This window comes from Brevibacterium sp. LAARM3_SD1, from assembly GCF_057364765.1.
The window spans coordinates 114,839-137,336 of sequence record NZ_JBNFOL010000008.1 but is presented as its reverse complement, the minus strand read 5'-3'; the positions used below and the strand labels follow the sequence as shown (position 1 = coordinate 137,336).

The window sequence follows — 22,498 nt, the reverse complement described above, 5'->3', positions numbered from 1 at the left end:
ATCCTCGACGAAGATCGGGCCTCCCCTCGGAAGGTCTGCGGTATGCCGCGAACTGTATGCGGACATGCGAACAGCAGACGGACCGGTTCGGTTTCGGCCCAGGCAGCAGCTGCACCTGCCTGCTCTTTCCTGATCGCGGCATTGGTTCAGTTCACCGCGCAGACCTCAGTTCGTCCACGCGCGAAACTCTGCGCATCTGTCGGCGAGAGATGCGCGTACAGAAGCGGAAGAGATACGAAGAAGATCGTGAAGAGCGTGCCGACGAGTCCCACGGTGAAGAACGAAACGCTTTCGACGCAGGCCAATCCGGCGACCCCGACCGCCGATGCATAGAGAACGTGGCGACGCCCGATGTCGAGACGGGATCGGACGACCTTGCGCCAGACCAAACCGAGAACAGACAGCATCACGACAAGTTCGACTATTCCGCCTCCGACCAGAGTCTCGACGAAGAAGCTATGGAATTCCTCATAGGGCATGCCCCGTTCCTGGGCGATCTCGACGCTTCGGAAGCTTCCGCTGCCCAGCAGAATGCCGTGTTCGCGCCAGATATCGAGCCCAATCGACCAGACTTCGTCGCGACCGGCTAATGCGGCTTCAGGTCTCAGAACGAGTTCTTCGAGTCTGCCTCCTTGACCGGATGCGGCCACGGCCACTGCGCCGATTCCGCCGACTGTCAGAAAAGAGGCAGCGTATTTGGGTTGGGATCGGAATCTGAGTACGCCGAAGACGGTGAGAAAGATGAGTGAGGCAGCGATTGAACCACGCGACATCGTCAGCAGCAGCGAAGCAATCTGCAAGGCAAAGAGACCGATGTTGTGAAAGCGGGGTCGCCGGCCGTGGAGGTACAGCGCGTGGGCGACAAGGCTGAGGAACAGAAAGTATCCGAACTGATTGCGGTTGGCGAAGAAGCTTGCGAATTCGAACTGGTAGCTCGAATCCGCGCCGAGAATTGAGGGAATCTCTGCCGCGTGCTGCACGAGGTTGACGCAGGTCGCGACGAACGTGAGCCACAGGAATCCGACGAGAAAGATCTGCAGGTCGCGTTCATTCGGTCGCATTGCTTGAAAGAGCCCGGCGAAGGCAACTATTCCGATGATGCCAGCTGCCGCTCCGAGAAGGTCAAACGCATCATAGGTTCCGTATTGCATACCCACGGATGCCAAAGTGGTGGTCTGAACGATTCCGTAGAGCACAGCTATTGCAATCCAAGGGTCGCGCGGCTGAAGTCTCAAGTGGAATGCCGCGGTGGATATGACCGCCAGCTGCAGTGCATAACCAGCACCTACGACGACCATGAACGGCACTGGGATCCCGAACCCCACCACTGCAGCCACTGGCACGATTGCAACCACGAGAAGGATGAGCAGCAGCCAACCGCCTCCGCTTCGTGTCGCATTGCTTCGGCTGGGCACAGCCGGTTCAGTCCTCACCGAGAACCACCCCGCCGAGGCGCTCATAAGTCACTCCGCGATCAAACCGCTCCTCAGCCATGCGCCGAGAGCCTCCGCCGCGCTCCGCCAGATTGCGATCATTCGACAGTCTCACCAACGCAGCTGCGATGGAGTCCGCCGTCTGCTCACAGCTGATTCCTGCACCATACGCAGCGAGCAGGTCGCGATACTCCTGGCATTCCTGTGAGTTGACGACGGGCAGACCAGCCGCGGCATAGTCACCGATCTTGTTCGTGATCGATTGTGCGGCTCCCGGAACAATCGGGTTGACCGCGATATCGCAACCGCGCAGGCGGGCGACCATCTCCGAATACTCGAGACTTCCATAGAAGATGACCTCGGCCGACAGATCTGCAGCATCTCGACGCCATTGGTTCTCGAAAGGTCCGGTGCCCATCACATGCAGGCGCATGCGCAAGCCCTGTCGCTTCAGTAGTCGAAGTGCGTCGAATACCGTCGGCAGGTCGTAGCTGTGCCCCAATGTTCCGATGTACGCAAGCTCAATGTATCCGTCGTCAACCGGCCGGGTCGGCCCAAAACCATCGAATGTGCGCAGATCCGTACCGAGGTAGACCGTGGTCACCTCGTCATCGTCACCGCGCGCCGCTGAGACTCGATTCGAATAGGTCTCAGATACGGTGACCACTGCGTCCGCCGCACGATAGATCCGTTCAGCAGTCCGTCGAAGAGGCCTCAGCATGCGCCGGCCGGCCCAATGCGGTCGGAGCACCAGTTCGAAGGCTTCCGGCCAGAGGTCCTGCACGTCGAGAACGAGTCGCGCGTCGTTCTTCGCAGCGAATTCGGCTGCAGCGCGTGCGACTTCGAGGGAAGGCACAGCGCAGTACACGACGTCCGGAGCCCGACGATGCCGCAGATATTCTGTGAGATTTCGTCCGAGGATCTGATGACTGAGCAGTCGACGTACGGAGACGTTGGTCCGATAAGACGGTTCTGAGATATACGTCGTTCGGTACAGCTCGTCTTCCGCATCCGCAACGTCCTTCTGCTGCTTCGACAAGTGGTGGAACGTCGAGGTGACCAACTCAACGTTCGCACCGCGACGGGCAAGTATGCCGGCTAAGGTGTCGAAACGATCGCGCGACCTTCTTCCGGCCCTGGTGAAGTGGGCGATCATCAATACATCCACGGTGTCACTTCCTCATCTGATCTGGATGCTGGCATCCGGTGTCGTTCATGGCCAACTCGCTTTCGGTCCTCGCCTCCGTATCCGCTGCCGCAGGTGGAATGCAGGCCTTCGCATCCTCATCGCATTCATCGACGACCGCGGATGTGGGCCTTTTCCGGGACACCTGAATGAGCGCGATTCCGCCGGCTGCGGCGCAAGCTGAGTATCCGATGATCGACCCGTAGGCTGCGCCGAGCATGCCGAGGGACGGAATCAGCGCCACATAAGCGAGCAGTGACGCTCCGGTGCCGATGATCTCCACAATCGATACCCGTCCGGGCGAGTCCAAAGCGATGAGCAGACCCTGTTGGACACGAGTCACTCCGAAGACGACAGCCGACACGGCCAAGGGGATGATCACCACTGTCGCCGGTTGGTACGACACAGGAAGGACGAATCCGATCATGGCAAATGCCGCTGCGGCAAGCAGAGAGGCAAAGAACATCAGCAGAAGAATGCTCCGCGCGATGAGGTGGAAGATTCGTGGCGGGGTCGATGAGAATGACTTCGACCAGCTGCGCAGAGAAGCGTCAACCCATTGCTGTACGGGCCACGTAGCCATCTCAAGAACTGTGGCTACGGTGACGTAGAGTCCTAACGCCGCCGAGCTGCTCAGCATGGGAAGCAGCAATCGGTCAGAACGCAGCATTGCAGTGTTGCTGAAGTCGGAGAGAAGCAGCATCCAGCCGCGTCGACGCAATCCTCGCGTCTCCGCTCGCGTAGGAGCCTCTCGCTTCCAGGAGCTCGGGGCGAGAAACAGCATCGCGACGGCTGGAAGCGCCGAAGCGGCATAGATCCACATCCACATCACAGGGTCGTCGACACGAAGGAGCACCAGCAGCCCGGCCCCGACAACGATGATCAGCTGCGTGACAGCGGCGTTGGCCGCGAACCATTTCCACTCTCGGCTGCAGACATAGGCGACTCGCAGTGCATGCACCAGGGAGTTGAGCGTCGTATATGCTGCAACAGCCAAGACTCCCATCCACAGCCACGAGGTGCTGAACGGTGACACCATCGTCGCGAGAATCACAATCGGAAGTATGCAGAGCGCTCCGGGCGCCGCCATTCGCACAAAGACGCTGTATTCGGTACCGAACCTTCCGGACCGGGCTGCGATGAACGGACGTTCCAGACCCATGAGCGCGAACACGGAGAAGAAGTACGCAAGCTGCAGTCCGAACGCCAGATCTCCACGTCCGGAAGGGCTGAGGACGAAAGCGGCCAGCAGATTCACCGCGACGGCCCCGCCCGCAGCCAACATCTGCGCGCCTACCAGGAAGCCGGCGGCTATTCTCACGTCCCTCGGCCCGCTACGCGCATTCATTTCCCGCGCCCTTCTCTCCTGTGTACACGGGCATCGTGTCGAATCCGCTTTTGTTGATCCCGCGCATTCCGCACACGGTCTGCACTGTCTTCAGCAGGATGACCATGTCGAGCTTCAGACAACGGGAGTCGACGTAGTCCACGTCGAGTCGGAATCTGTCGTCCCAGTCGAGGTCGTTGCGACCGCTGACCTGCGCCAGTCCGGTGATTCCCGGCCGCACCTCGTGTCGCCGAGACTGCTCAGGTGTGTACCGTTCCAGATACTCGACCATCAGGGGTCGGGGCCCGACAAGGCTCATCTCTCCCCGGATGACGTTCCACAATGAAGGCAGTTCATCGAGACTCGACGCACGCAGAAACCGACCGAGTCTGGTCAGTCGCTGCCCATCGGTGACATGGGTGGAGTCCGGATGCAGCATGGTTCGAAACTTCAGGATCTCGAAAGTCGCCCCTCCCCTCCCCGGCCGCGGCTGCCGAAAGAGCACAGGTCGGCCGAGCGCTATCAGGACGAAGACGGCGACGCCTGCCTGAACAGGTGCCGTGGCAATGAGCCCGATCCCGCTGACGAAGAGATCAAACGCACGTTTCACAGCGTCATAGCGTCGCCGTTCCGTGCCGCAGTTCGTTGAGCGCACCCGCTCTTCCGTCGACCGCTGTTCGAACATCCCCATCATCTCCCGTCACCGAGGTTGAGTGCCCTTTGGAACAGGACTGCCACCCCTTCGATCGCCGGTGCCAGCTGCAGCGCCGCGAGCGCATAGATCTCCCGGTCGCAGCCGAAGGGATCGATGACATCGTCTGCAGGACGGTCCTGAGAACGTCGGTGACTGCGCCGTCGGGCCGCTGCTTCGACCGCTGCCCGCAGACGAGTCACCCGGTCCGCCGTTGGAAGCGCACCTTGTCTGATGATCTCCTCGTCTGTTGTCAATGCTGCGAGACTTGCGAGCTCACGGATCGTGAAGGCTCGGCGGACGACGCGCGGATTGAGTTCGACCAGCACCCGTCGATGTTCGCGCGTCATTGCGAGTACGACGTCGGCCCCGCTGAGCATCTCCTCGCTGACTTGCCGCGCGCGATGGGTTCGGATGCCGATGGCTCCCATGAAACCAGCGACCTCCCTGGCCTCTCCGGGCACCGGCCGCCCCAGAGCGGCACGCGTGCCTGCCGAATGCAGACGAATCTCGGAGATATCGGCGAACCTCTGCGCAAGCACCGATGCTGCAAGAGGAGAGCGGCAGAGATTTCCAGTGCACACGTTCAGGACGGTGAAGCTGTCAGGCATCAGCGCTCACCTTGGGCGAACCCGGCGGCGGATCTTCCGAATCCGGGGCAGTGACCGCGGCATCTTCGAGTTCGCTGCAGGGCAGGATCGGCCAGACTGCAGGGCTGGTGACATGATCCGCAACGACTGGCGACACCTCTGGAAAGTTCTCGCCTGCAGCGTGTGAGCCGGCCCCAGTCGACGGCTGAGCATAATCGGCCGCTTTGCCGTAGGTATATGGATCGTCGCCGTTCGAGGGCAGCATCGTGATGACGACTCCGGCGACACGGGTGCCCAATGCTTGATGAATGCGAATAGATTCGTCGAGTGCGGGCTTCTTGGTTCTGCCCGCCGCAGCGACCATGATCACCCCTCCAGCTCTTGTGCCGACCACCGCAGAATCTGTGACCGGCAATGTCGGTGGAGCGTCGAGTACGACGTAGTCGAAATCATGCCTCAAGTCGTTCAGCAGTGTGTCCATAGCCGGCGAACCCAGCAGTTCACTCGGATTCGGCGGGATATGACCTGCAGGCAGCGCGCAGAGACTGTGGTCCCCCCATGGCTGCAGCACGTCGGCGATCTCCACGCGCCCGACAAGCACGTCACTGAGACCCGCCGCTCCTTCGATACCCAGATACTCGTCTATCTTCGGTCGTCGAAGATCACAGTCGACGAGGGCAACTCGCTGTCCCGATTCGGCAAGGATGATCGACAGATTCACCGCAGTGATCGATTTGCCTTCGCCGAGGCTCGGGGAGGTGATGACGAAGACGCGGGCCTTGGAGCCCACAGCGAGGTAGTCGACGTTGGTGCGCAAAGCCCGGAATGACTCGGCCGCAGCGCCGTGCTTCGACGCCAGTACGACAAGGGGATCCTGGACGATGCTGGAATCGCGGGGGATCCTGCCGATGACGGGCGCGGATGTGAGCTGCCCGATGTCATGTGCCGATCGCACTCTTGTGTCCAAGACGGCGGTGACGACGGCAGCCCCGACTCCGCACAGAAGCCCCAACAGCAATCCGGCCGGCAGGAGCAGGACTGCCCGTGGGCTCACCGGTTCGTCTTCCGCCTGAGCCTTCTGAGTAGTGGTCAGACCGATCAAGCTCTGCCCATCAGCTGTCTGAGGTTCGAGCTGGTTCTGCACAGCCTCTGTCAGACTCCGACTGATTGCCTCAGCGATGAGTTCAGCTTGTTGGGGGTCGGCATCAGTGACCGTGATGTCGATCAGGACCGATCCGTCGGGGGAGCTGGCTTTCACGTCCTTGCGGAGCTCGGCAACTGTGGTGTCCAATCCGAGGTCTGAGATCACCGGTTCGAGAACGACGCTTGTCCCGACAACATCCGTATAGCTGCTGACGACTTCTTTGGCGAAGCTGTTGCCCTGAGCAAGTTCACCAGTTCCTCCCGCAAGTGACCGGACCGAAACATAGAGCTGAGTCCGAGCTTCGTACTTCGGGGGCATCAATGCGACGGGCACGGCCGCTGCCGCAATCCCCACTAATCCGGCAATTGTGACCAGCAGCCACCTTCGCTTGAGGATCCTCAGATAGTCACGCAGATCCAGAGCCGTGACGCTCGGAGCCTGTTCAGCCGTGCCCATGCCTGTGTCCTTCCAAATCGCAATACAACTACACGGAGAACCGATTTCGATAAGCGCCGAACGATCTCAGAAAGCACTAGTGGTCTCCTTATGCCGTTCTGTCTGTTGCCGACAGCTCGGCGTCTTGTTGTGACGTTATCGACGCGGCGTGTCCGGAAGTGACGTCGACGGAGGAACCTGCGGTGATCCGCAACCGCCCTGCGGCAAGCCGACTCCTCCTCAGCGACGTCCATTGGTCAGCAGCTCGTCGAGCGCCGAGAGAACTCGGTCGAGCTGGTCATCGCGCATCGCTGAACCGCTGGGCAGAGTCAAACCGTGCGAGAACAGGAACTCGGAGAGCCGACCACCCGTCATAGAGCAGCGGGCGAACACCGGTTGAAGATGCATAGGCTTCCACAGCGGTCTCGTTTCGATTCCGCGATCAGCCAACATCCGTCCCAAAGCTCCAGCGCTGATTCCGGTCTCGGCCTCGTCGACGATCACCGCGGTCAGCCAGGCATTGTCGCGATGGTGGTTGCCATCGCCGAAGAGAGCGAGGCCCGGGTGCTCGGCGAAGAAGTCAGCATACCGTCGACGGTGCGCCCGTCGCCGTTCGACCATCTGCTCGAGGCGAGTCAGCTGGGCCCGGCCGAGTGCAGCCAGGAGATTGCTGAGGCGGTAGTTGTATCCGATCTCCTGATGTTCGTAGTGGACGACCGGCTGTCGTGCCTGAGCAGCGAGGTGAGCGGCTCTGCGAGCGAGTTCGGGATCGTCTGTGAGCAGCGCACCACCGCCGGAGGTGGTCATGATCTTGTTGCCGTTGAATGACACCGCAGATGCCCGACCGAACCCGCCCACTGGCTGCCCGAGGTACTCGGAACCGAGGGATTCTGCGGCATCGACCAGGACGGGGACTTCGTATTCCGCCGCGACCGGCAGTATCCGCTCATAATCTGCAGGTCGCCCGAGCAGGTCGACGGGGACGATCGCGGCCGGAAGTCGTCCGGCTCTCGCTGACCGTTTGAGGCGGTGATGCAATAGGCCCGGGTCAATGTTGCCGTCCGGACCGCAGTCGACGAATTCCGGAGTCGCCCCGCAATAGGTGATGGCATTCGCGGTGGCGGCAAATGTCATCGTCGAGGTGAGGACTCGGTCGCCCGTCCTGACCCCGAGACCGAGCAGGCCCAGATGAAGTGCCGCAGTTCCGGACGACAGCGCAACTGCATGAGCAACACCTGTTGCAGCTGCCAGTTCGCTTTCGAACGCCGAAAGATCCGGCCCCACAGGTGCGATCCATCCGCTGCGGAAGGCCGCGAGAAGATAGGTTTCCTCAAGGCTTCCGACGTCAGGAGTCGACAGAGGAATCCGATCGGCTTCGACGGGCGACGGAGAGTGCGGGCGGGCAGCCGTCGGCGGCAGGACGCCGGTGCTGCGATCGGTTTCGGAGACAGTCATGACGCCGCCTCCTGCAGCGAACGGGAGAATCCATCGGCATGGGCGTTCGGCGTCTCCGATTCCGACGAAGCGCCGCTGTCATCGGCCCCCCGTGTCTGCGAAGTCGGTTCGGTTTCCCGTCGATAAGCGGGAAAGTAGTCTCCGGTTTCATCGAACTCCCGGCCGACGGCCGAGAGCCTGAGCCGATGTGCTGCCAGCAGTCGGTCGTACCGCGCAGCAGAGAATATGCGCTCGCGAGTGAAATAGTCGACCTGTCCGGTCGGTGCGAATCCCCGTTTGTACCGTTCGAGGCTGTCCTCAGCCGTGACACCGCCTCCGAGCACATACTTCTTGCAGCCTCGCTCCTTGAGCCATTTCATCGACTCCATTTTGACGAGGTCGTTGGGACGAGCTCTGAAGGCTGCGGCTTCAGTCCCCCCGAGGAAGTAATAGCCCACTTCTCGGCCGAAGAGGAGGAGGTCAGAAGAGACCAGAAGACCGTCAAGGTGCGCATACACATAGGCGAATTGGCCTGGCAGGGCTGTGTGGAGGCTTTCGAAGAAAGGCCGTTTGAATCGGTACCAGTCGACGCTGTCGCGACGTTCCATCGTCTCCGAATAGATACGGACGAAATCATCGACGTATCGCCCATCGGTATCGACGACGATCGTGACGCCCTCACGATGAGCGCGGCGAACATTGCTTCGAACCTTCGATGCCACTGCCTGAGAGAGTTCCTCGGAAGTGACTTCGAGGTCTCGGACAAGGTTTGTCTGCCGTTTCCGGGTGTGACCGGCAAATGGCAGAAGCGATTCCTCGAACAGCGACAACCTCGCGAACTCGCTGACGACGCGATTCTGCTCGGCCCAGACGGCGAAATCCGCTTCGAACTTCACGGTCGCAGCGGCGACATCGCCGATGCACCAGTGCATCGGCCCGCCATAGCCATATGGGGAGACGAGGTCATAGAGCGGGGCACCATCGTCTCCGGTGAGACCTGCAGCACGAGCGAGGTCTCCATCGATCTCGCGGAGAAAGAACGGATAGAGCACGTGCCCGCCCGTGTGCGACAGCGACGCAGCCATCAGTCGGCCGCCCTTTGGCCTGAGTGCGGCACACACATCAGGATGGGCAAACGGATGTCGCTCGGCAGAGTCTGACCAGAGGTCGATCCACTGCTTCCGGTCCGCAGCAGCTTCTCCGTCCCAGACTGTCCATGTGGCTCTCATCGCCCGCACCTCGCTGCTCTTTCACTCACTGGCTTCTCCTGTCCCCGAAGGCGGAAGTGACCGATTGCTCTCCAGATTTCGCATGGGCAGTCGACCGCAGCCACCCTGAATCGCCTCTCAGACTGCATGGGTCCTGCTCTCCGTTCGGCGTACATCTGCTTCATCGACATTCGTGCAGGCCCGGGAGCAGAACAAGTCGATGGCAGCTCGGTCGGCGGAGTCGAGTGGCATCGCTCCGGCGTCGAGGCTCGGTGCCTCGACCCGGCTGATCTTGTCGTGGATGCGGATGATGGTGCCTTCGTAGTCGCCGAAGAGCTCCTCGTCGAGCTTCTCACCCTCCCGCAGGCCGGTATAGACGATCTCGGTAGTCTGATTCGACATCGCAACCAGACTCCGGGCGATGTCGACGATGCGCACGGGTTCACCCATGTCGAGAACCATGACGTAGCCGTCCTCGCCGATCGTCGCCGCCTGCAGCACCAGCTGGCACGCCTCCGGGATCGTCATGAAGAAGCGTCGGACCTCCGGATCGGTGACCGTGATCGGACCGCCCTGTCTGATCTGTTCCTGGAAGGACAGGAGCACCGATCCGCGGGAGCCCAGAACATTGCCGAAGCGAACCGAGAGGTAAGTGCCTGGAGACTTCGCTGCGAATCCGCTGACGAGTCTTTCGGCAATCCGTTTGCTCCGGCCGAGTTCGCTCGTGGGTGCTGCGGCTTTGTCCGTCGAGATGTTGACGAAGGTTTCGACTCCGACCGTGCGTGCTGCTTCGAGGACGTTGAGGGTGCCGTGGACATTCGTCTTCCACGCCTCCTCGGGGAACCGCTGCAGCATCGGCAGATGTTTGAGCGCCGCCGCATGGAAGACGATCTGTGGCTTCGCCTCGGCGAAGATGTGGTCGAGGGCGCTCCTGTCGCGGATATCGGCGAGCACTGTGTTCTGCGACATCAGCAGCGCCGAGCCGTAGAGCGTGAGTTCGACTCCGTGCAGCGCGGTCTCATCGCGATCGAGCATGACGAGGCTCTCGGGGTGGAGAGCGAAGAGCTGCCGGCAGAGTTCGCTGCCGATCGATCCTCCGGCTCCGGTGACGAGTACTCTCTTGCCGGCCACCTTCTTCGCGATCTCTGCCAGATCGGTGTGCACCGGAGCCCGGCCGATGAGGTCTTCGACCTTGATATCGCGGATGTCGCCGATCTCGACCTTTCGATTGACCATCTCTGCCAGCGGCGGGATCGTCCGCAGCCATTTCCCTGTCGGCTGCAGACGATCGCGGCAGATCTGCAGAAAATCCGCTTCGGAATCGGCGATCGCAACGATGACTCCGGAGACGTTGAGCCATCCGGCCACCTCGGCGATGTCCTCACTTGTTCCCCGAACACGGACCCCATGGATGCTCAGTTGTCGTTTGTGCGGATCGTCGTCGATGAGCCCGACGGGAAGATAGGCGCCGTCAGGGTCGGAGAGCATCTGCCGAATGAGGGACTCGGCCGCGGCACCGGCGCCGACGACGAGCACTCGCTCCCCCTGCAGCGGGCGGGTGGCGATCTGGTGGGACCAGCGGACGAGGTACCGGCTGCCGGTCATGAAGATGACAGCGGAGAACACGGTGAGCAGAACGAATGGGGAATCTCCCAAGGTGACAGCCATCAGACCGCACGCGCTGATCAGTGCGATGATCGCGATGCCGCCGTATTCGGCGAAGCTGCCGTAGTGGTAGCGACTGCGATAGAGCCCGATGAGCAGACCGAGGAGCAGCTGCAGGACCGCTGCGGCTGTGACCGCGGAGGCGAGTTCGGCTGCGCCGACGACACCCGCACCCATGACCGCCGATGCGAGCAGTCCGGCAACAGCCCATGCGCCCACGTCGAAGACCAGCTGAAATCTGGTCTTGTTCCTCCAGATCCGCATCGCCAGCCGCGCCGACCAGGGTGCACCGGCGGGCACCGGAGCCGGCGGAGCCGCGCCCACAGCGCTCCCCCGGGTGAGTGGATTCGGATGTTCTGACACAGTCATCGTGATCTCCCATGCTCGACAATTCCGGCCCATTCGATGTGGCTGCCGGGCATCGTCGGTGAGAGCCGACGATGCTGCGATTCCAACTGCGGAATGCGTCGACTTCACGCTATGAGCGCGATGACTCTGTTCTGGTGCTTGCGGAGGGGAGACTGCGGTCATCCGCGACTGCGGTGCGGGTCTCCGCGGGGCGTTCTGCCGCAGACTGTGAGATCCGTCTGCGGCTCATGTTCCAACCGGATTTCGGTTCAGACCGCAGCGAGACGCGGGTTGCCCGCGAGCCTCGATACGAGCTCTGTGCGTGACCCGACATCGAGCTTGCGGTAGACAGCGGTGAGGCGGAGTTCGACGGTGCGCAGGGAAACGAAGATCCGCTCGGAGATCTCCCGGTTCTTCAGTCCCGCACGAACCAGTTCGACGACCTTGAGCTCCTCATCGCTGAGTTCGCCGAGGCGGGGCAGCTCAGGCATCGTCGGCGCCTTCGGCTCTTCGACGGTCTGCCCGGTGCGGAGATGGTCGGAGAGACGGCCGGCCCCGACTTCGTGAAACAGCGCCGCAGCGGCGAGTCTCTGTTCGCGTGCTCTCAGGTTCGAACCGTTGTCGGTCAGACGAGAGGCGAACGCCGCATGAGTGACCGCCTTCTCGAAGACGAACTCTGAGGTGCTGGACTGCCGCAGCACTCGCCCGAACAGGTCGGTGGCAGTCTCCCCGGCGGCCAGAAGCGCTTCACTCCGACTGACGGACAGATCTGTCCACCGAGAAGGGCATGCCTTCGCGCGGTCACGCAGCTTCTGGAGCAGAAGAGTCGCATGCTCTCTTCTGCCGATACCCACCAAGGCTTCGATGAGGTCGCCCTCGGAACGACGCACGTTCGGGTTGGTCTCGTCCTCGGACAGCTGTTCGCAGCGCCGAAGGTGCCCGATCGCTTCGGCCGCGCAGTCGATGCGCAGCAGGTATCTGCCCTGAAGCGCATTGAGTTCGGCCAGCAGGCGATGGTTGTTCGTCGCCGACGCCAGGGCAGCGGTCTGGTCTTCGACGGGCCCCGCTTCACCGGCGCGTCCGGTCAGCAGCAGCTTCCAGGCGCGCAGCAGCAGGATCCGATCCTGACGCACGACGGCAAGGCCTCTGCTCTTGTCCGTCGCCACGTCCGCAGAGATTCCGTCGATGACCTCAACGGCCTGACTGACGCGGCCGCGCCGCATTTCCAGTTCCGCACGAACACAGTCCACCTGCCGCTTCCAGACCCTGGTCGCGGCCCAGGTCTCACCGATGCGGTCGAGCACGGCCGTGGCGGCTTCATAGTGCTCGGTGAGCATCAGCCCGTGGGCGACGGCGAGTCCGAAGCTCGGTCTGATCGAATCCTGGTGTTCCTGCAGGCTCGCGAATCCGGCGAGCGCCGATCCGTCCTCCCCGCCGTTGCTGTCGAGCAGGATGCGCACGGCCTGTGCAAGCTGCGGCTCACTGTCGCGGAAATGCTCTGCGGCGGCTTCGGCCAGTGCCAGAAGCTCTCGCGCTCGGGAGAATTCGCCTCGTTCGCAGTGACAGAGTGCCAGAGTCAGCTGCAGACGCGCCACCTCGGCGGGCGCCTGCTCCGATTCATACCTGCTCCACGACGTGAACAATGACGACGGCAGCGTCTGCGTCTCAAGGAAGACGTTGCGGACCTCGAGAGTCCTGGCGCGGACGACGACCGCGGCCCGGTTCGACCGGGAGGCGATCCGCACATAGCGTCGAGAGAAGGCGAACTGCCCGTGGTCGGACAGTGTCTCGGCGATCTCGACCAACTGGTCCCGCAGCTCCTCGAGGTCGTTGCAGACGCGGATGGCCCGTTCGGCGAATTCGGCCCCTCCGGCAGTGAGTCCGCGTCGCACCAGTCCGAGAGCATGCGCCGCCAGCTGCTGTGCCGTCTCCTCCCCCGGGTCGATGAACGAGACGTGCCAGGCTTCGACCTGCGGCCAGGTGTCGGCGCAGTCCTCGGCCAGAACAAGGTGGTTCCTGCGTCGTTCACTCGCCCCCATCGACTGTTGCACCATGGCACGGACGAATCCGTGCGGTATCCGCAGGAATGCTCCCCGACGTTCGATCGACCCGCGCGATTCGAGTTCGTCGACGGCTTCCCAGAACCCGGGCAGCCTCCTGGCCAGAGGCCGCAGCGGGGTCAGCGGGGAAAGAGACAGGCATCTGAGAAGCCCTTCGGCTTCATCGCTCAGCCCTTCGACGTATTCGGCGATCATCGGGCGGCTGGCCGGTCCCACGCGCACCGGGATCGACAGCGCGATCTCCCCGCGCATCTCGCTGGGGGCCATCTCCTCGAGGATGTGGCTGACCGCCAGGGGGCGACCCGACGCGGCGTGGGCGGCGACCTGGGCCGCCTCCTCGGCGATCCTCGTCTGTCCGAACCGGGCCAGGGCGAGGTCACGCGCGAGGTCGATGAGTTCGGCGATGTTCAGATCCGCAAGTTCGATCTCCGGCACCGAAGCGAACGGGCTGTCGTCGTCGATCGCCCGTGCCGTGATGACAATGTGCAGACGGCCGGACTTCAGCCGGCGCAGCATCTGTCCGAGCAACCGCTGCGAGTCCGTGTCCATGTCGTCGGCATTGGGAACGAGGACGAGCGTGTCCTCATCTCCTGAGATCGATCGGAGTGCCTCCATGATCCTCGGCATGATCTCTTCGGCGGCGAGTTCCGCCGGACCGCAGAGTCCGTCAGCGGATGCGCTGACCGCGGCGAGCAGGCCGCTCAGCCCGGACCGGGGCGTGTCCTCGTCGAGCGGGCTCGATGCGACCCTGATGACGGGTCCCTGCCACTCGGATTCGAGTGCCCGCAGGATCGACCGCCTGCCGGTCCCGAATCCGCCGGTGACGGCTGCGGCGCGGTGCCGGGTGAGGAGGGAGCGAAGGTCGCCGACCTCCTTGCGACGAATCACCTGACGCATGGCCTGCCTCCTGTCGTCGAGTCCGGGGAGTCCGTGCGGAGAATGATTCCCGGCCCGGTGATGGTCGCTGCCGTTCGCGCAGCGCGGGGATTGCTTCGGCGAGGAGGGTGCAGTGTGATGTCCATACTCAGATACTGCTCGCCGGCAGCCGCCCCGGACCAGGTGGTCGATACGGGAGTCCCCTTCAGGTCACTACTCAGTCACCGCCGGGTCACCACTGGCGGGTTGGACTGAGTACTCGCTCGTGTCCGAAATCCCGCAATTGCCGGTACTCCAGTCGAGCTCAGGCGCGCAGTCGTCCTTCTGTATCCCGTATCGCCTCGGCGACCTGTTCTCTGCGCTCGATGCCGAGTTTTCGGAACAGCCGGTACGTGTGCCCTTCGACGGTTCGCACCCGCACCCCCAGCTCCAGAGCGATCTCCGCATTCGATCGGCCGGAGACGATGAGCGTACTGATCTGCTTCTCCCGGGCAGTCAGCCCCGTGACCTGCCCGCCCGGTCCGCGGCTCTGGCCGGCTCCGAATCGTGCGGCCAGTGCGACACATCTGCCCGCCAGGTCCGGCATCGACGGGCCGTATTCCTCCGCAAGGGACGTCAAGGCAGCACGATCATGATCGCGCAGAGCAGCGCCGAGGCGGCCGACGATGTCGAACTCACGCCCGGTTCCGTGCGCGGCCGCTTCGCACATCTCCTCGGGGGCGATCTCATCGAAGTGCAGGAAGAGATGCAGGCGGATGAGGACGACGATCGCCGCTGCCCCATCGGCTTGGGCTTCGTCCAACATGCGGCGCAGCTCGTGTTCGTACCTGGGCTCCCCTGTGCGAATCGCACGTGCCGTCGTCCGCAGCACGAGCGCCCGCCGATATTCGTGGTACGGAGCTGTCACGGGCAGCACGTCGAAGCGGGCATGCAGATCATCGGCCTCAGCCGCAGTTCCCACCCGAGACACCGCATATTCGGCCTCTGCCAATGCAATGGGAAGCTGCGTGCCCATATTCCAATAGGTCAGCGATTCGATCGCGGCTCGCAGCGCCTTCATCGCCCCTGGAAGGTTGCCCTCAAGCAGGTGGGTCTGCGCCCACAGCAGGTCGATCGGTCCCGATCGGGCTGACAGATACGCGATGTCATGCGTCGGCAGCGCTGTCATCAGCTCCCTCGCCTCGGCTACCCGTCCCAGCTGCAGCAGAGTGCGCCCCCGCAGCATGACCACATGGAGCACTGCCGTGCTGTCGAAGTGGAATTCGGCCTGCAGGGACTCGAGGAGGGCGAGCGCCTCCAAGGTGAGGCCTGAGTCGAGCATATGTGTTGCCTGCAGCATCGTGTCGAGGAGATGGAAGCTGCCCGGCGCGACGCTCTCGTGGGAGAGCCCTTCGAAGACATCCACCGTGATCGCTCGTTCTTCGGCCACGAGCGCAGCGACTCGGTCGAACAGCTTGAGCCCGAATTCTGCATCCACTCCCCCTCCGGGGTGTCCGTCACCGTCATCCTGCAGCCGTTCCAGTGCGGTGCGGAAGTCCGCAAGCCGCAGCGCGGGCGACATCGAGCTGAGAGCGCGATTCATCCACACCACGAGTGAGTCCACGACCAGCTGTGCGCAGCAGGCCGTGCGAACGCCGTGGGCCAGGAAGTCGAGGCCGAGCGGCGCCTTGTTGCATCCGCAGTAGAGCAGGGCGACCGAGAGCAGCTCGTGCGGACTCAACCGCTCCGTCGGGATCTCCCCGATCAGCCGCATGGCCCGATGCCAGTCTCCGAGACGGGCGGCGGTCAGTGCGGCCTCGATGGTCTTCGACTCGCTGACCTCTGCTCCACAGATCAGCCCCCATTCGGCCCTGACCACCTGCGACCACTCCGAAGGCGCATCTCCGCAAGCGTCGATGAAATCGAACCACTCTCTGCTCCGACCGGTCGGAGTTGTGAACCTGATCGTGTCCGAGGCGTGGTTCTCGACCGCCCTATAGATATGGGACCTCTGCGCGTCGATCTTCAGCTCGCCGGCGGCCACAAGCGCATCCGCGGCTTCCCCGAGTCCCGACTCGAGCAGTGTCGAAAGTTCCACCTCTCCCGCAAGGACGACCAGCTCGAGAGCGTCCGTCTCCTGCGGCGAATGGTCGGCAAGACCCATCCGTGCATAGTCGCGGGCACGCGCATCGTAGTCGATGTCGAGTCCGTCGAGGATCCACACTCCGCGGCGCATGAGGAAGCGCGAACGTCGTGCGGTGTATTCGAGGAGTTCGATGAGCTTGCCCGGATTGCGCTGCGAATGGAAGTCGACGATGTCGACCACGGCCTGGGACACGATGTGACCGAGGCGGTGTTCGATCATCGACCGATAGTCCTCAAGCGGCAGAGGGCCGAGCACGAGATGCTGGAGCACATGGTCTTCGACCAGAGTCGAGAACGGCATGACCCCGCTCTCGGGATTGGACCGCGACATCGCAACGAGCCTGATCGAACCGACGCTGGCCAAGTCGGCCAGGATCTCCTGCGAGCGGGAGTCCAGCAGGTGGGCATCGTCGACGAAGACCGCCTGGGGAGTTCGAGTCGAGGTGAGCCGGGACACGATCCGTCCCACCAGCGTGGACGGTTCGCCATCGAGGTCGACGAGCAGACCGAAGACGCCGAACTCGGTGTTCTGGTGCACCCGGTCCCCGCGGATCCAGATGCCGTCGTTCCCATCCGCGAAGGCCGTTCTCGCCAGGAGAGTCTTGCCGACGCCGATCTCACCTTCGATGAGGATGCCGGAGCATTCCGAACAGCGCGATGACTGACGAATCAGGTCGAGTTCGCCTCTGCGTCCGAAGATCTCAGTTCCGTCAGGAGCACTCGAGGCGGCTGCTGTGGTCAGTTCTTCAGCCATTCCGTCACCACCTCTCGCAGCTCCTGCCGATTGGCCACGTGAACTCGGCGGTAGAGACGGCCGAGGTGCCATTCGACGGTTCGGGCCGACAGGTGCAGCTCCACTCCGATCCCGGCGCTCGTCCGGCCGTCGACGACACCGGTGATGATTGCTTCTTCGAGCTCGGTCAAGTTCTCATGGAACAGCTTTCCATCACTGCCGAAGTCGAGCTCGCGCCGACTCCGCCCCAGCAGGATCCGGGCTTCTTTGGTGGCTGTGGCATCGCCTTCGGCGACGGCGCGCTGTCGGGCCTCGCCGGACAGTTGGGCGCAGAGGACGACGGCGCCGAAGAGCAGCGCCTCACGGGCCGCGGTGATGAGCGCCTGCAGATCGCCTGTGCTGAAGGCATGAGACACAGCACGCAGCAGGCGACCGAGGGCACCATCGACCCTGCCGGCCGACGCCGCCAGGCAGCCGATGGCCTGCTCATGCCAGAACCGGCCGGCTTCGAGCCAGGCGAGGCAGGCAAGAGTGTGCGCGCCGTGCTCGTCCGCCCAGGCCCCGAGCTCGTACAGTTGCGGGCCTGCGGGCCCGGGCGACGTCTGCGCCAATGCCTGAAGGTCGAAGAGTCTGGCTTCGAAGGACGCCCACCACGAGTGCCGACTGGCGTCGGAGTCCTCGTCGACGGCGATCGGGACGACTTCGCTCCGCTGATGTGTCAGCACCGCGGAGAAAGACAGCGCCGACCTGGCCATTCCCGCTATATCGACGATGTCGCAGGGGTCGGCACCGAGGTTGAGTTCGCTGAAGATGCGGTGAGCCTTCGCCGCGTTGCCGGTACGCAGGTCGATGAGCGCGTTCGTCAGTCTGGTCAGCCGTCGGCTGGACGTCAGTTCATCCATTGCCGTTCGCGCCTCGGCCCAGTTGCCGGCGATGAAGTTCGCCACGAAGAACTGCGGGACGGCATCTTCCCGTTCGAACGATTCGGGCCCGGGAAGTCCGAACATGAGCCGGGCTTGGGCGATATAGCTCAGGCCCAGTTCGATGTGCCCGGCCATCACTTCTGCCACGCCGAGGAACGCACACGCCCGGAGGCGATGGCGCACCGAACACGCGTGGTTGAGATAGACGCTTTCGGCCAGAGCGCAGGCAGCGGCGATCCGACCTCCTTTGAGTTCGAATCGAGCACGCGTCGCGTCGAGCCGACCGAGGTCGGTCGGTGATTCCAGTCGATCTCGGACCCAGGCCAACCGCAGTCGCTCAGGAGTCCGCGGGTCCGTCAGTCGCAGTTCCATAGCGGCGAGGCGGGACAGAAATTCCCCCGACGCCGTCCCCGGGTCCAAGCACACTTCGGAGACGAGCGGGTCGATGATCTCCCTGGCCTGTCGGAGCCGGCCCGCTCCCCATTCGCAGCGGGCGAGCTCGAGGTTGAGTTCGGGACCGCGATAGCCGCTGGTGCGGATGACGTCCGCGGCTTCGAGGTACCTGCCGCGCGCGTTTCCCCACATGGCGGCTTCCAACACCTCCTTGGGAGTCGGCACCCGCCCCAAGGAGATCGACCACGAGACGTAGCCGAAGAGCGCGCTCCCATGGAGTACCGAATGGTCCGCTCCGGCATCGAACCGGGTGAGCAGCTCGAGACTGCGAGAAGGCGGAACCGCGGAGCGGACATTCTCAGCCGTGACGGGTTCGCGCATGCTCACCTCTCCCCCTCGGCCCTTCGAAATCGACAGGAGACCGTCCTCAGCCAGAGAGTCGATCATCTGCGGACTGGCGAGCCCGACGAGGACGTCATAGGGCACTGCCTCGATTAGAGAGACAGTTTCGATGACTTCTCGACTGGACTTGTCGGCTCGAGCGATCGCGGTCTCGACCCCGCTGGTCCGGCTCCGTCCGAACAGCAGCCTCTCGAGCAGCCGCGGATTGCCGTGGGCGACCGCACACAGCTCGGAGACCGACCTCGTCTCGGTCTCCACGAGTCCGATGCTGTTGATCATCGCTGCCGCATCGGCTTCGTCGATACCGTCCAGATCGATCCTGACGACACTTCCGGCCAGCCACAGCCCGGCGATGAGGTCGACCGGGGAGCGCACGGATTCTGCGGCGATGACGAGCTTGATCCTGCGCGCGTCCGTCAGTTGGGCCAGCACCGCCAGGGAGTGATCGTCGACGAGATCGGCATTGTCGACGACGACCAGAAAGTCTCCTCCCTCAGCTCTCCGTTCGAACAGATCACCGATCACCGACAGCGCTCGACCGGGCGGAAGGTCTGTGTCGATGCCTTCCCGGGACAGCAGGATTTCGAAGATTCCGAGGTTGCGCACCCGCGCGGTCTCCGATCCGCGCAGGCGGGTGACCGACAGATCGGGGTCGAGACGGGAGAGTGCGGCATTGATCAGCGCGGTCTTCCCGACTCCCGCCGCGCCGACGATGAGCGCACCCAGATGCTTCTGTCCGGAGATCGCGTCGACGACCGTCGAGAGTTCGGATCCATAACCGAAGAGTCGTCGCGACGGTGCGACTTGGGGGATGCGCGTGGTCCTGCCTGACACGTTGCTCAGCTTTCCGTACCCCTGGGGATCTTCTGCGGCGGGGAATGCGGGGCCCAGCGGCACGGGGTCCGGCCGGAGGGACTCTCAATCGGATTCGACAATGGAATTCCTGAGTTAGTCTTACCACTCGCGATAGGTGTAGTAATACATTTTTGAAACAAAGTTAGCCGATTGTGATATGAACATCCGATCGGATAGGAGGGCCGCCTCGGCGAGGATCTCCGTCTTTGCCCACTTGTGAGCCGGAACACCGGACCGTACCATTGGAGGAAAGTTACTGAACGATCTATAAGGAGTTCACATGGACACACTACTGAATGCGGAAGAGCGCGATTTCGCGCAGCAGATGCGTCAGTTCTACCGCACGGAGATCCCCGAGGAACTCCGCCTCAAGGTCGCCACCGGCCAGGAGCTGACCAAGGAAGACATGGTCACCTCGCAGCGGATCCTCAACCAGCACGGCTATGCCGTGCCGAACTGGCCGGTCGAATGGGGCGGCCAGGACTGGACTCCGGTGCAGCGCCACATCTGGCTCGAAGAGATGCAGCTCGCCTGCGTTCCGCAGCCGCTGCCGTTCAACGTCTCCATGGTCGGCCCCGTCATCGCCACCTTCGGTTCGCAGGAGATCAAGGAGCGCTTCCTGCCCGCCACCGCGAACATCGACATCTGGTGGTCGCAGGGATTCTCCGAGCCCAACGCCGGTTCGGACCTCGCCTCCCTCAAGACCACCGCGGTGCGCAAGGGCGACAAGTACATCGTCAACGGCCAGAAGACCTGGACGACCCTGGGCCAGTACGGCGACTGGATCTTCAACCTCGTGCGCACCGATCCGGATGTGAAGAAGCAGGCCGGCATCTCCTTCCTGCTCATCGACATGAAGACCCCCGGCGTCACCGTCCGTCCGATCCAGCTCATCGACGGCGGCCATGAGGTCAACGAAGTCTTCTTCGACAATGTCGAGGTGCCCGTCGAGAACCTCGTCGGCGAAGAGAACAAGGGCTGGACGTACGCGAAGTTCCTCCTCGGCAACGAGCGCACCGGAATCGCCCGCATCGGCGGCTCGAAGGTCAACCTCGCCCGCGCCAAGGCCTATGCCGCGGTGACGAAGACCGCTCGCGGCACACTGCTCGACGATCCTCTGTTCTCCGCTCGTCTGACGAAGATCGAAGCCGAGCTCACCGCGCTCGAGATGACCCAGCTGAGGATCCTCTCGACCCAGGCCGCCGGGTCCGACAAGCCGGATCCGCGCTCCTCGGTGCTCAAGCTCAAGGGCTCGCAGCTGCAGGAGGACATCTCCGAACTCCTCGTCGACGTGCTCGGCCCGCAGGGCCTCGACTTCGTCTCCGACCGCGTGCAGGGTCAGGGTCTGTCCGACCTGCCCAACGGCGCCGTCGATGCGCTGCCCGCCTACTTCAACACCCGCAAGGTCACCATCTACGGCGGTTCGTCAGAGGTGCAGCGCGGAATCATCTCGAAGGCACTGCTCGGTCTCTGAGATACCGACGCTCATCCGATCTCCCAAGAAGGACAACCATGGATCTTGAACTCAACGACATTCAGCAAGAACTCGCCAGCACACTGAACAAGTACCTGCGCACCGAGTACGACATCGCCAAGCGCGAAGAGATCCTTCGCAGCGAAGAGGGCATCTCCCGCGAGAAGTGGCAGGCGTTCGCCGAGATGGGACTGCTCGGTCTCGCAATCCCCGAGTCCTACGGCGGCGCGGACATGACCTTCAACGAGGTGGCCGTGGTCGCCGAGGCGTTCGGGCGCTCGCTCGTCCTCGAACCGTTCCTGGCGACCGCAGTCCTCGGCGCCAATGCCGTCCTTCTCGGCGGCAGCGAAGAGCAGAAGCAGGCCATCCTGCCTGGTGTGGCAGAGGGCCAGACCTTCCTCGCTCTCGCAGCGCTCGAGCCCGGACTGCGCTACGCCGTCGACGCCCCGCAGACTCAGGTCTCCGGTGCCGACGGCAGCTTCACCCTCACCGGTGAGAAGAACAACGTGCTCGGCGGAGACGTCGCCGACCACTTCGTCGTGACCGCTTCGCAGAACGGCGAACTGGGACTCTACCTCGTCGCCGCCGATGCCGAAGGTCTGACCCGAGTCGCTCAGCGCCAGGCCGATGGCCTGGGCAGCGCGAACCTCAAGCTCGACGGTGTCGCCGCTCAGCGCCTCGACGCCGCCGATGCCAACGCCGTCCTGTCCGAGGTCCTCGACCTGGGCAACGCTGCGATCATGGCCGAGGCCGTCGGTGCACTCGAAGCCTCGCTGACGATGACCGCCGAGTACCTGAAGACCCGTGAGCAGTTCGGTGCTCCGATCGGTGCGAACCAGGCTCTGCAGCACCGCGCCGCAGACCTCTACGCCGAGCTCGAGTACGCACGCAGCATGGCGCTGTACTCGCGTCTGGCCGTGACCTCCGAGGTCCCCGGGGCCGAGAAGGACCGCCACCGCGACGTCATCGCTGCGAAGATCATCGTCGACCGGGCAGCTCGCAACATCAGCCAGGAATCGATCCAGATGCACGGCGGAATCGGCATGACCATGGAATACCCCATCGGTCACTACGCCAAGCGCCTGACGGTCATGACCCGCACCTTCGACGACGCGGATTCGCTGACCGCGGAGCTCGCCGAACTGGGTGGACTCATCGAGCCCCAGGCGGCCGACCTCAGCTGAGGCAGCGACCGAG

General features: G+C 63.2%; 14 protein-coding genes and 1 pseudogene. 2 read left to right on the top strand and 13 right to left on the bottom strand.

What is annotated here, in order from left to right; genetic code table 11:
* Window positions 1-146: 146 nt before the first annotated feature.
* The 13 genes and pseudogenes from AC2W7L_RS06990 to AC2W7L_RS06930 form a co-directional block, all read right to left on the bottom strand.
* The gene (locus AC2W7L_RS06990) at window positions 147-1,460 is read right to left on the bottom strand and encodes an O-antigen ligase family protein (protein ID WP_486003862.1); all 1,314 of its coding nucleotides are present in this window, start codon (window positions 1,458-1,460) and stop codon (window positions 147-149) included.
* A complete protein-coding gene (locus tag AC2W7L_RS06985; protein ID WP_486003861.1) occupies window positions 1,423-2,601 on the bottom strand; it encodes a glycosyltransferase family 4 protein in 1,179 nt (392 codons plus the stop codon). The genes AC2W7L_RS06990 and AC2W7L_RS06985 overlap by 38 nt, the downstream gene beginning before the upstream one ends.
* A 4-nt stretch (window positions 2,602-2,605) precedes the next feature.
* Entirely contained in the window at window positions 2,606-3,940 is a 1,335-nt protein-coding gene (locus tag AC2W7L_RS06980) for a lipopolysaccharide biosynthesis protein (RefSeq protein ID WP_486003860.1), read from the bottom strand.
* Window positions 3,941-3,953: 13 nt separating this feature from the next.
* Window positions 3,954-4,631, bottom strand: a complete 678-nt coding sequence (locus tag AC2W7L_RS06975) for a sugar transferase (RefSeq protein WP_101555351.1) — start codon at window positions 4,629-4,631, stop codon at window positions 3,954-3,956.
* Between the two features lie 5 nt (window positions 4,632-4,636).
* The gene (locus AC2W7L_RS06970; protein WP_486003859.1) at window positions 4,637-5,248 is read right to left on the bottom strand and encodes an arsenate reductase/protein-tyrosine-phosphatase family protein; all 612 of its coding nucleotides are present in this window, start codon (window positions 5,246-5,248) and stop codon (window positions 4,637-4,639) included.
* Complete coding sequence (locus AC2W7L_RS06965; RefSeq protein ID WP_101555353.1) at window positions 5,241-6,827, bottom strand: tyrosine-protein kinase domain-containing protein; 1,587 nt, start codon at window positions 6,825-6,827, stop codon at window positions 5,241-5,243. Before AC2W7L_RS06965 ends, AC2W7L_RS06970 begins: the two co-directional genes overlap by 8 nt.
* A 219-nt stretch (window positions 6,828-7,046) precedes the next feature.
* Entirely contained in the window at window positions 7,047-8,261 is a 1,215-nt protein-coding gene (locus AC2W7L_RS06960) for an aminotransferase class I/II-fold pyridoxal phosphate-dependent enzyme (protein WP_486003858.1), read from the bottom strand.
* Window positions 8,258-9,325 carry a GNAT family N-acetyltransferase gene (locus AC2W7L_RS06955; protein ID WP_170286910.1) on the bottom strand — a complete coding sequence of 356 codons (1,068 nt, stop codon included), beginning with the start codon at window positions 9,323-9,325 and terminating at the stop codon, window positions 8,258-8,260. The genes AC2W7L_RS06960 and AC2W7L_RS06955 overlap by 4 nt, the downstream gene beginning before the upstream one ends.
* A gap of 261 nt (window positions 9,326-9,586) precedes the next feature.
* Window positions 9,587-11,482: a polysaccharide biosynthesis protein gene (locus AC2W7L_RS06950; RefSeq protein ID WP_486003857.1), complete on the bottom strand. Its 1,896-nt coding sequence runs from the start codon at window positions 11,480-11,482 to the stop codon at window positions 9,587-9,589.
* Between the two features lie 248 nt (window positions 11,483-11,730).
* Window positions 11,731-14,418, bottom strand: a complete 2,688-nt coding sequence (locus AC2W7L_RS06945; protein WP_486003856.1) for a LuxR C-terminal-related transcriptional regulator — start codon at window positions 14,416-14,418, stop codon at window positions 11,731-11,733.
* 283 nt (window positions 14,419-14,701) lie between these two features.
* Window positions 14,702-17,275, bottom strand: coding sequence for a LuxR C-terminal-related transcriptional regulator (locus tag AC2W7L_RS06940; protein ID WP_486003855.1), 2,574 nt, complete (start codon window positions 17,273-17,275; stop codon window positions 14,702-14,704).
* The gene (locus AC2W7L_RS06935) at window positions 17,260-18,009 is read right to left on the bottom strand and encodes a helix-turn-helix transcriptional regulator (protein ID WP_486003878.1); all 750 of its coding nucleotides are present in this window, start codon (window positions 18,007-18,009) and stop codon (window positions 17,260-17,262) included. The genes AC2W7L_RS06940 and AC2W7L_RS06935 overlap by 16 nt, the downstream gene beginning before the upstream one ends.
* A 1,380-nt stretch (window positions 18,010-19,389) precedes the next feature.
* Window positions 19,390-19,806 (bottom strand): annotated as a pseudogene (locus AC2W7L_RS06930) (AAA family ATPase); the annotation flags it as partial.
* Between the two features lie 301 nt (window positions 19,807-20,107).
* Here AC2W7L_RS06930 and AC2W7L_RS06925 point away from each other — a divergent pair.
* Entirely contained in the window at window positions 20,108-21,301 is a 1,194-nt protein-coding gene (locus AC2W7L_RS06925) for an acyl-CoA dehydrogenase family protein (protein WP_135808845.1), read from the top strand.
* Between the two features lie 38 nt (window positions 21,302-21,339).
* The gene (locus AC2W7L_RS06920) at window positions 21,340-22,485 is read left to right on the top strand and encodes an acyl-CoA dehydrogenase family protein (protein ID WP_039212058.1); all 1,146 of its coding nucleotides are present in this window, start codon (window positions 21,340-21,342) and stop codon (window positions 22,483-22,485) included.
* Window positions 22,486-22,498 lie beyond the last annotated feature (13 nt).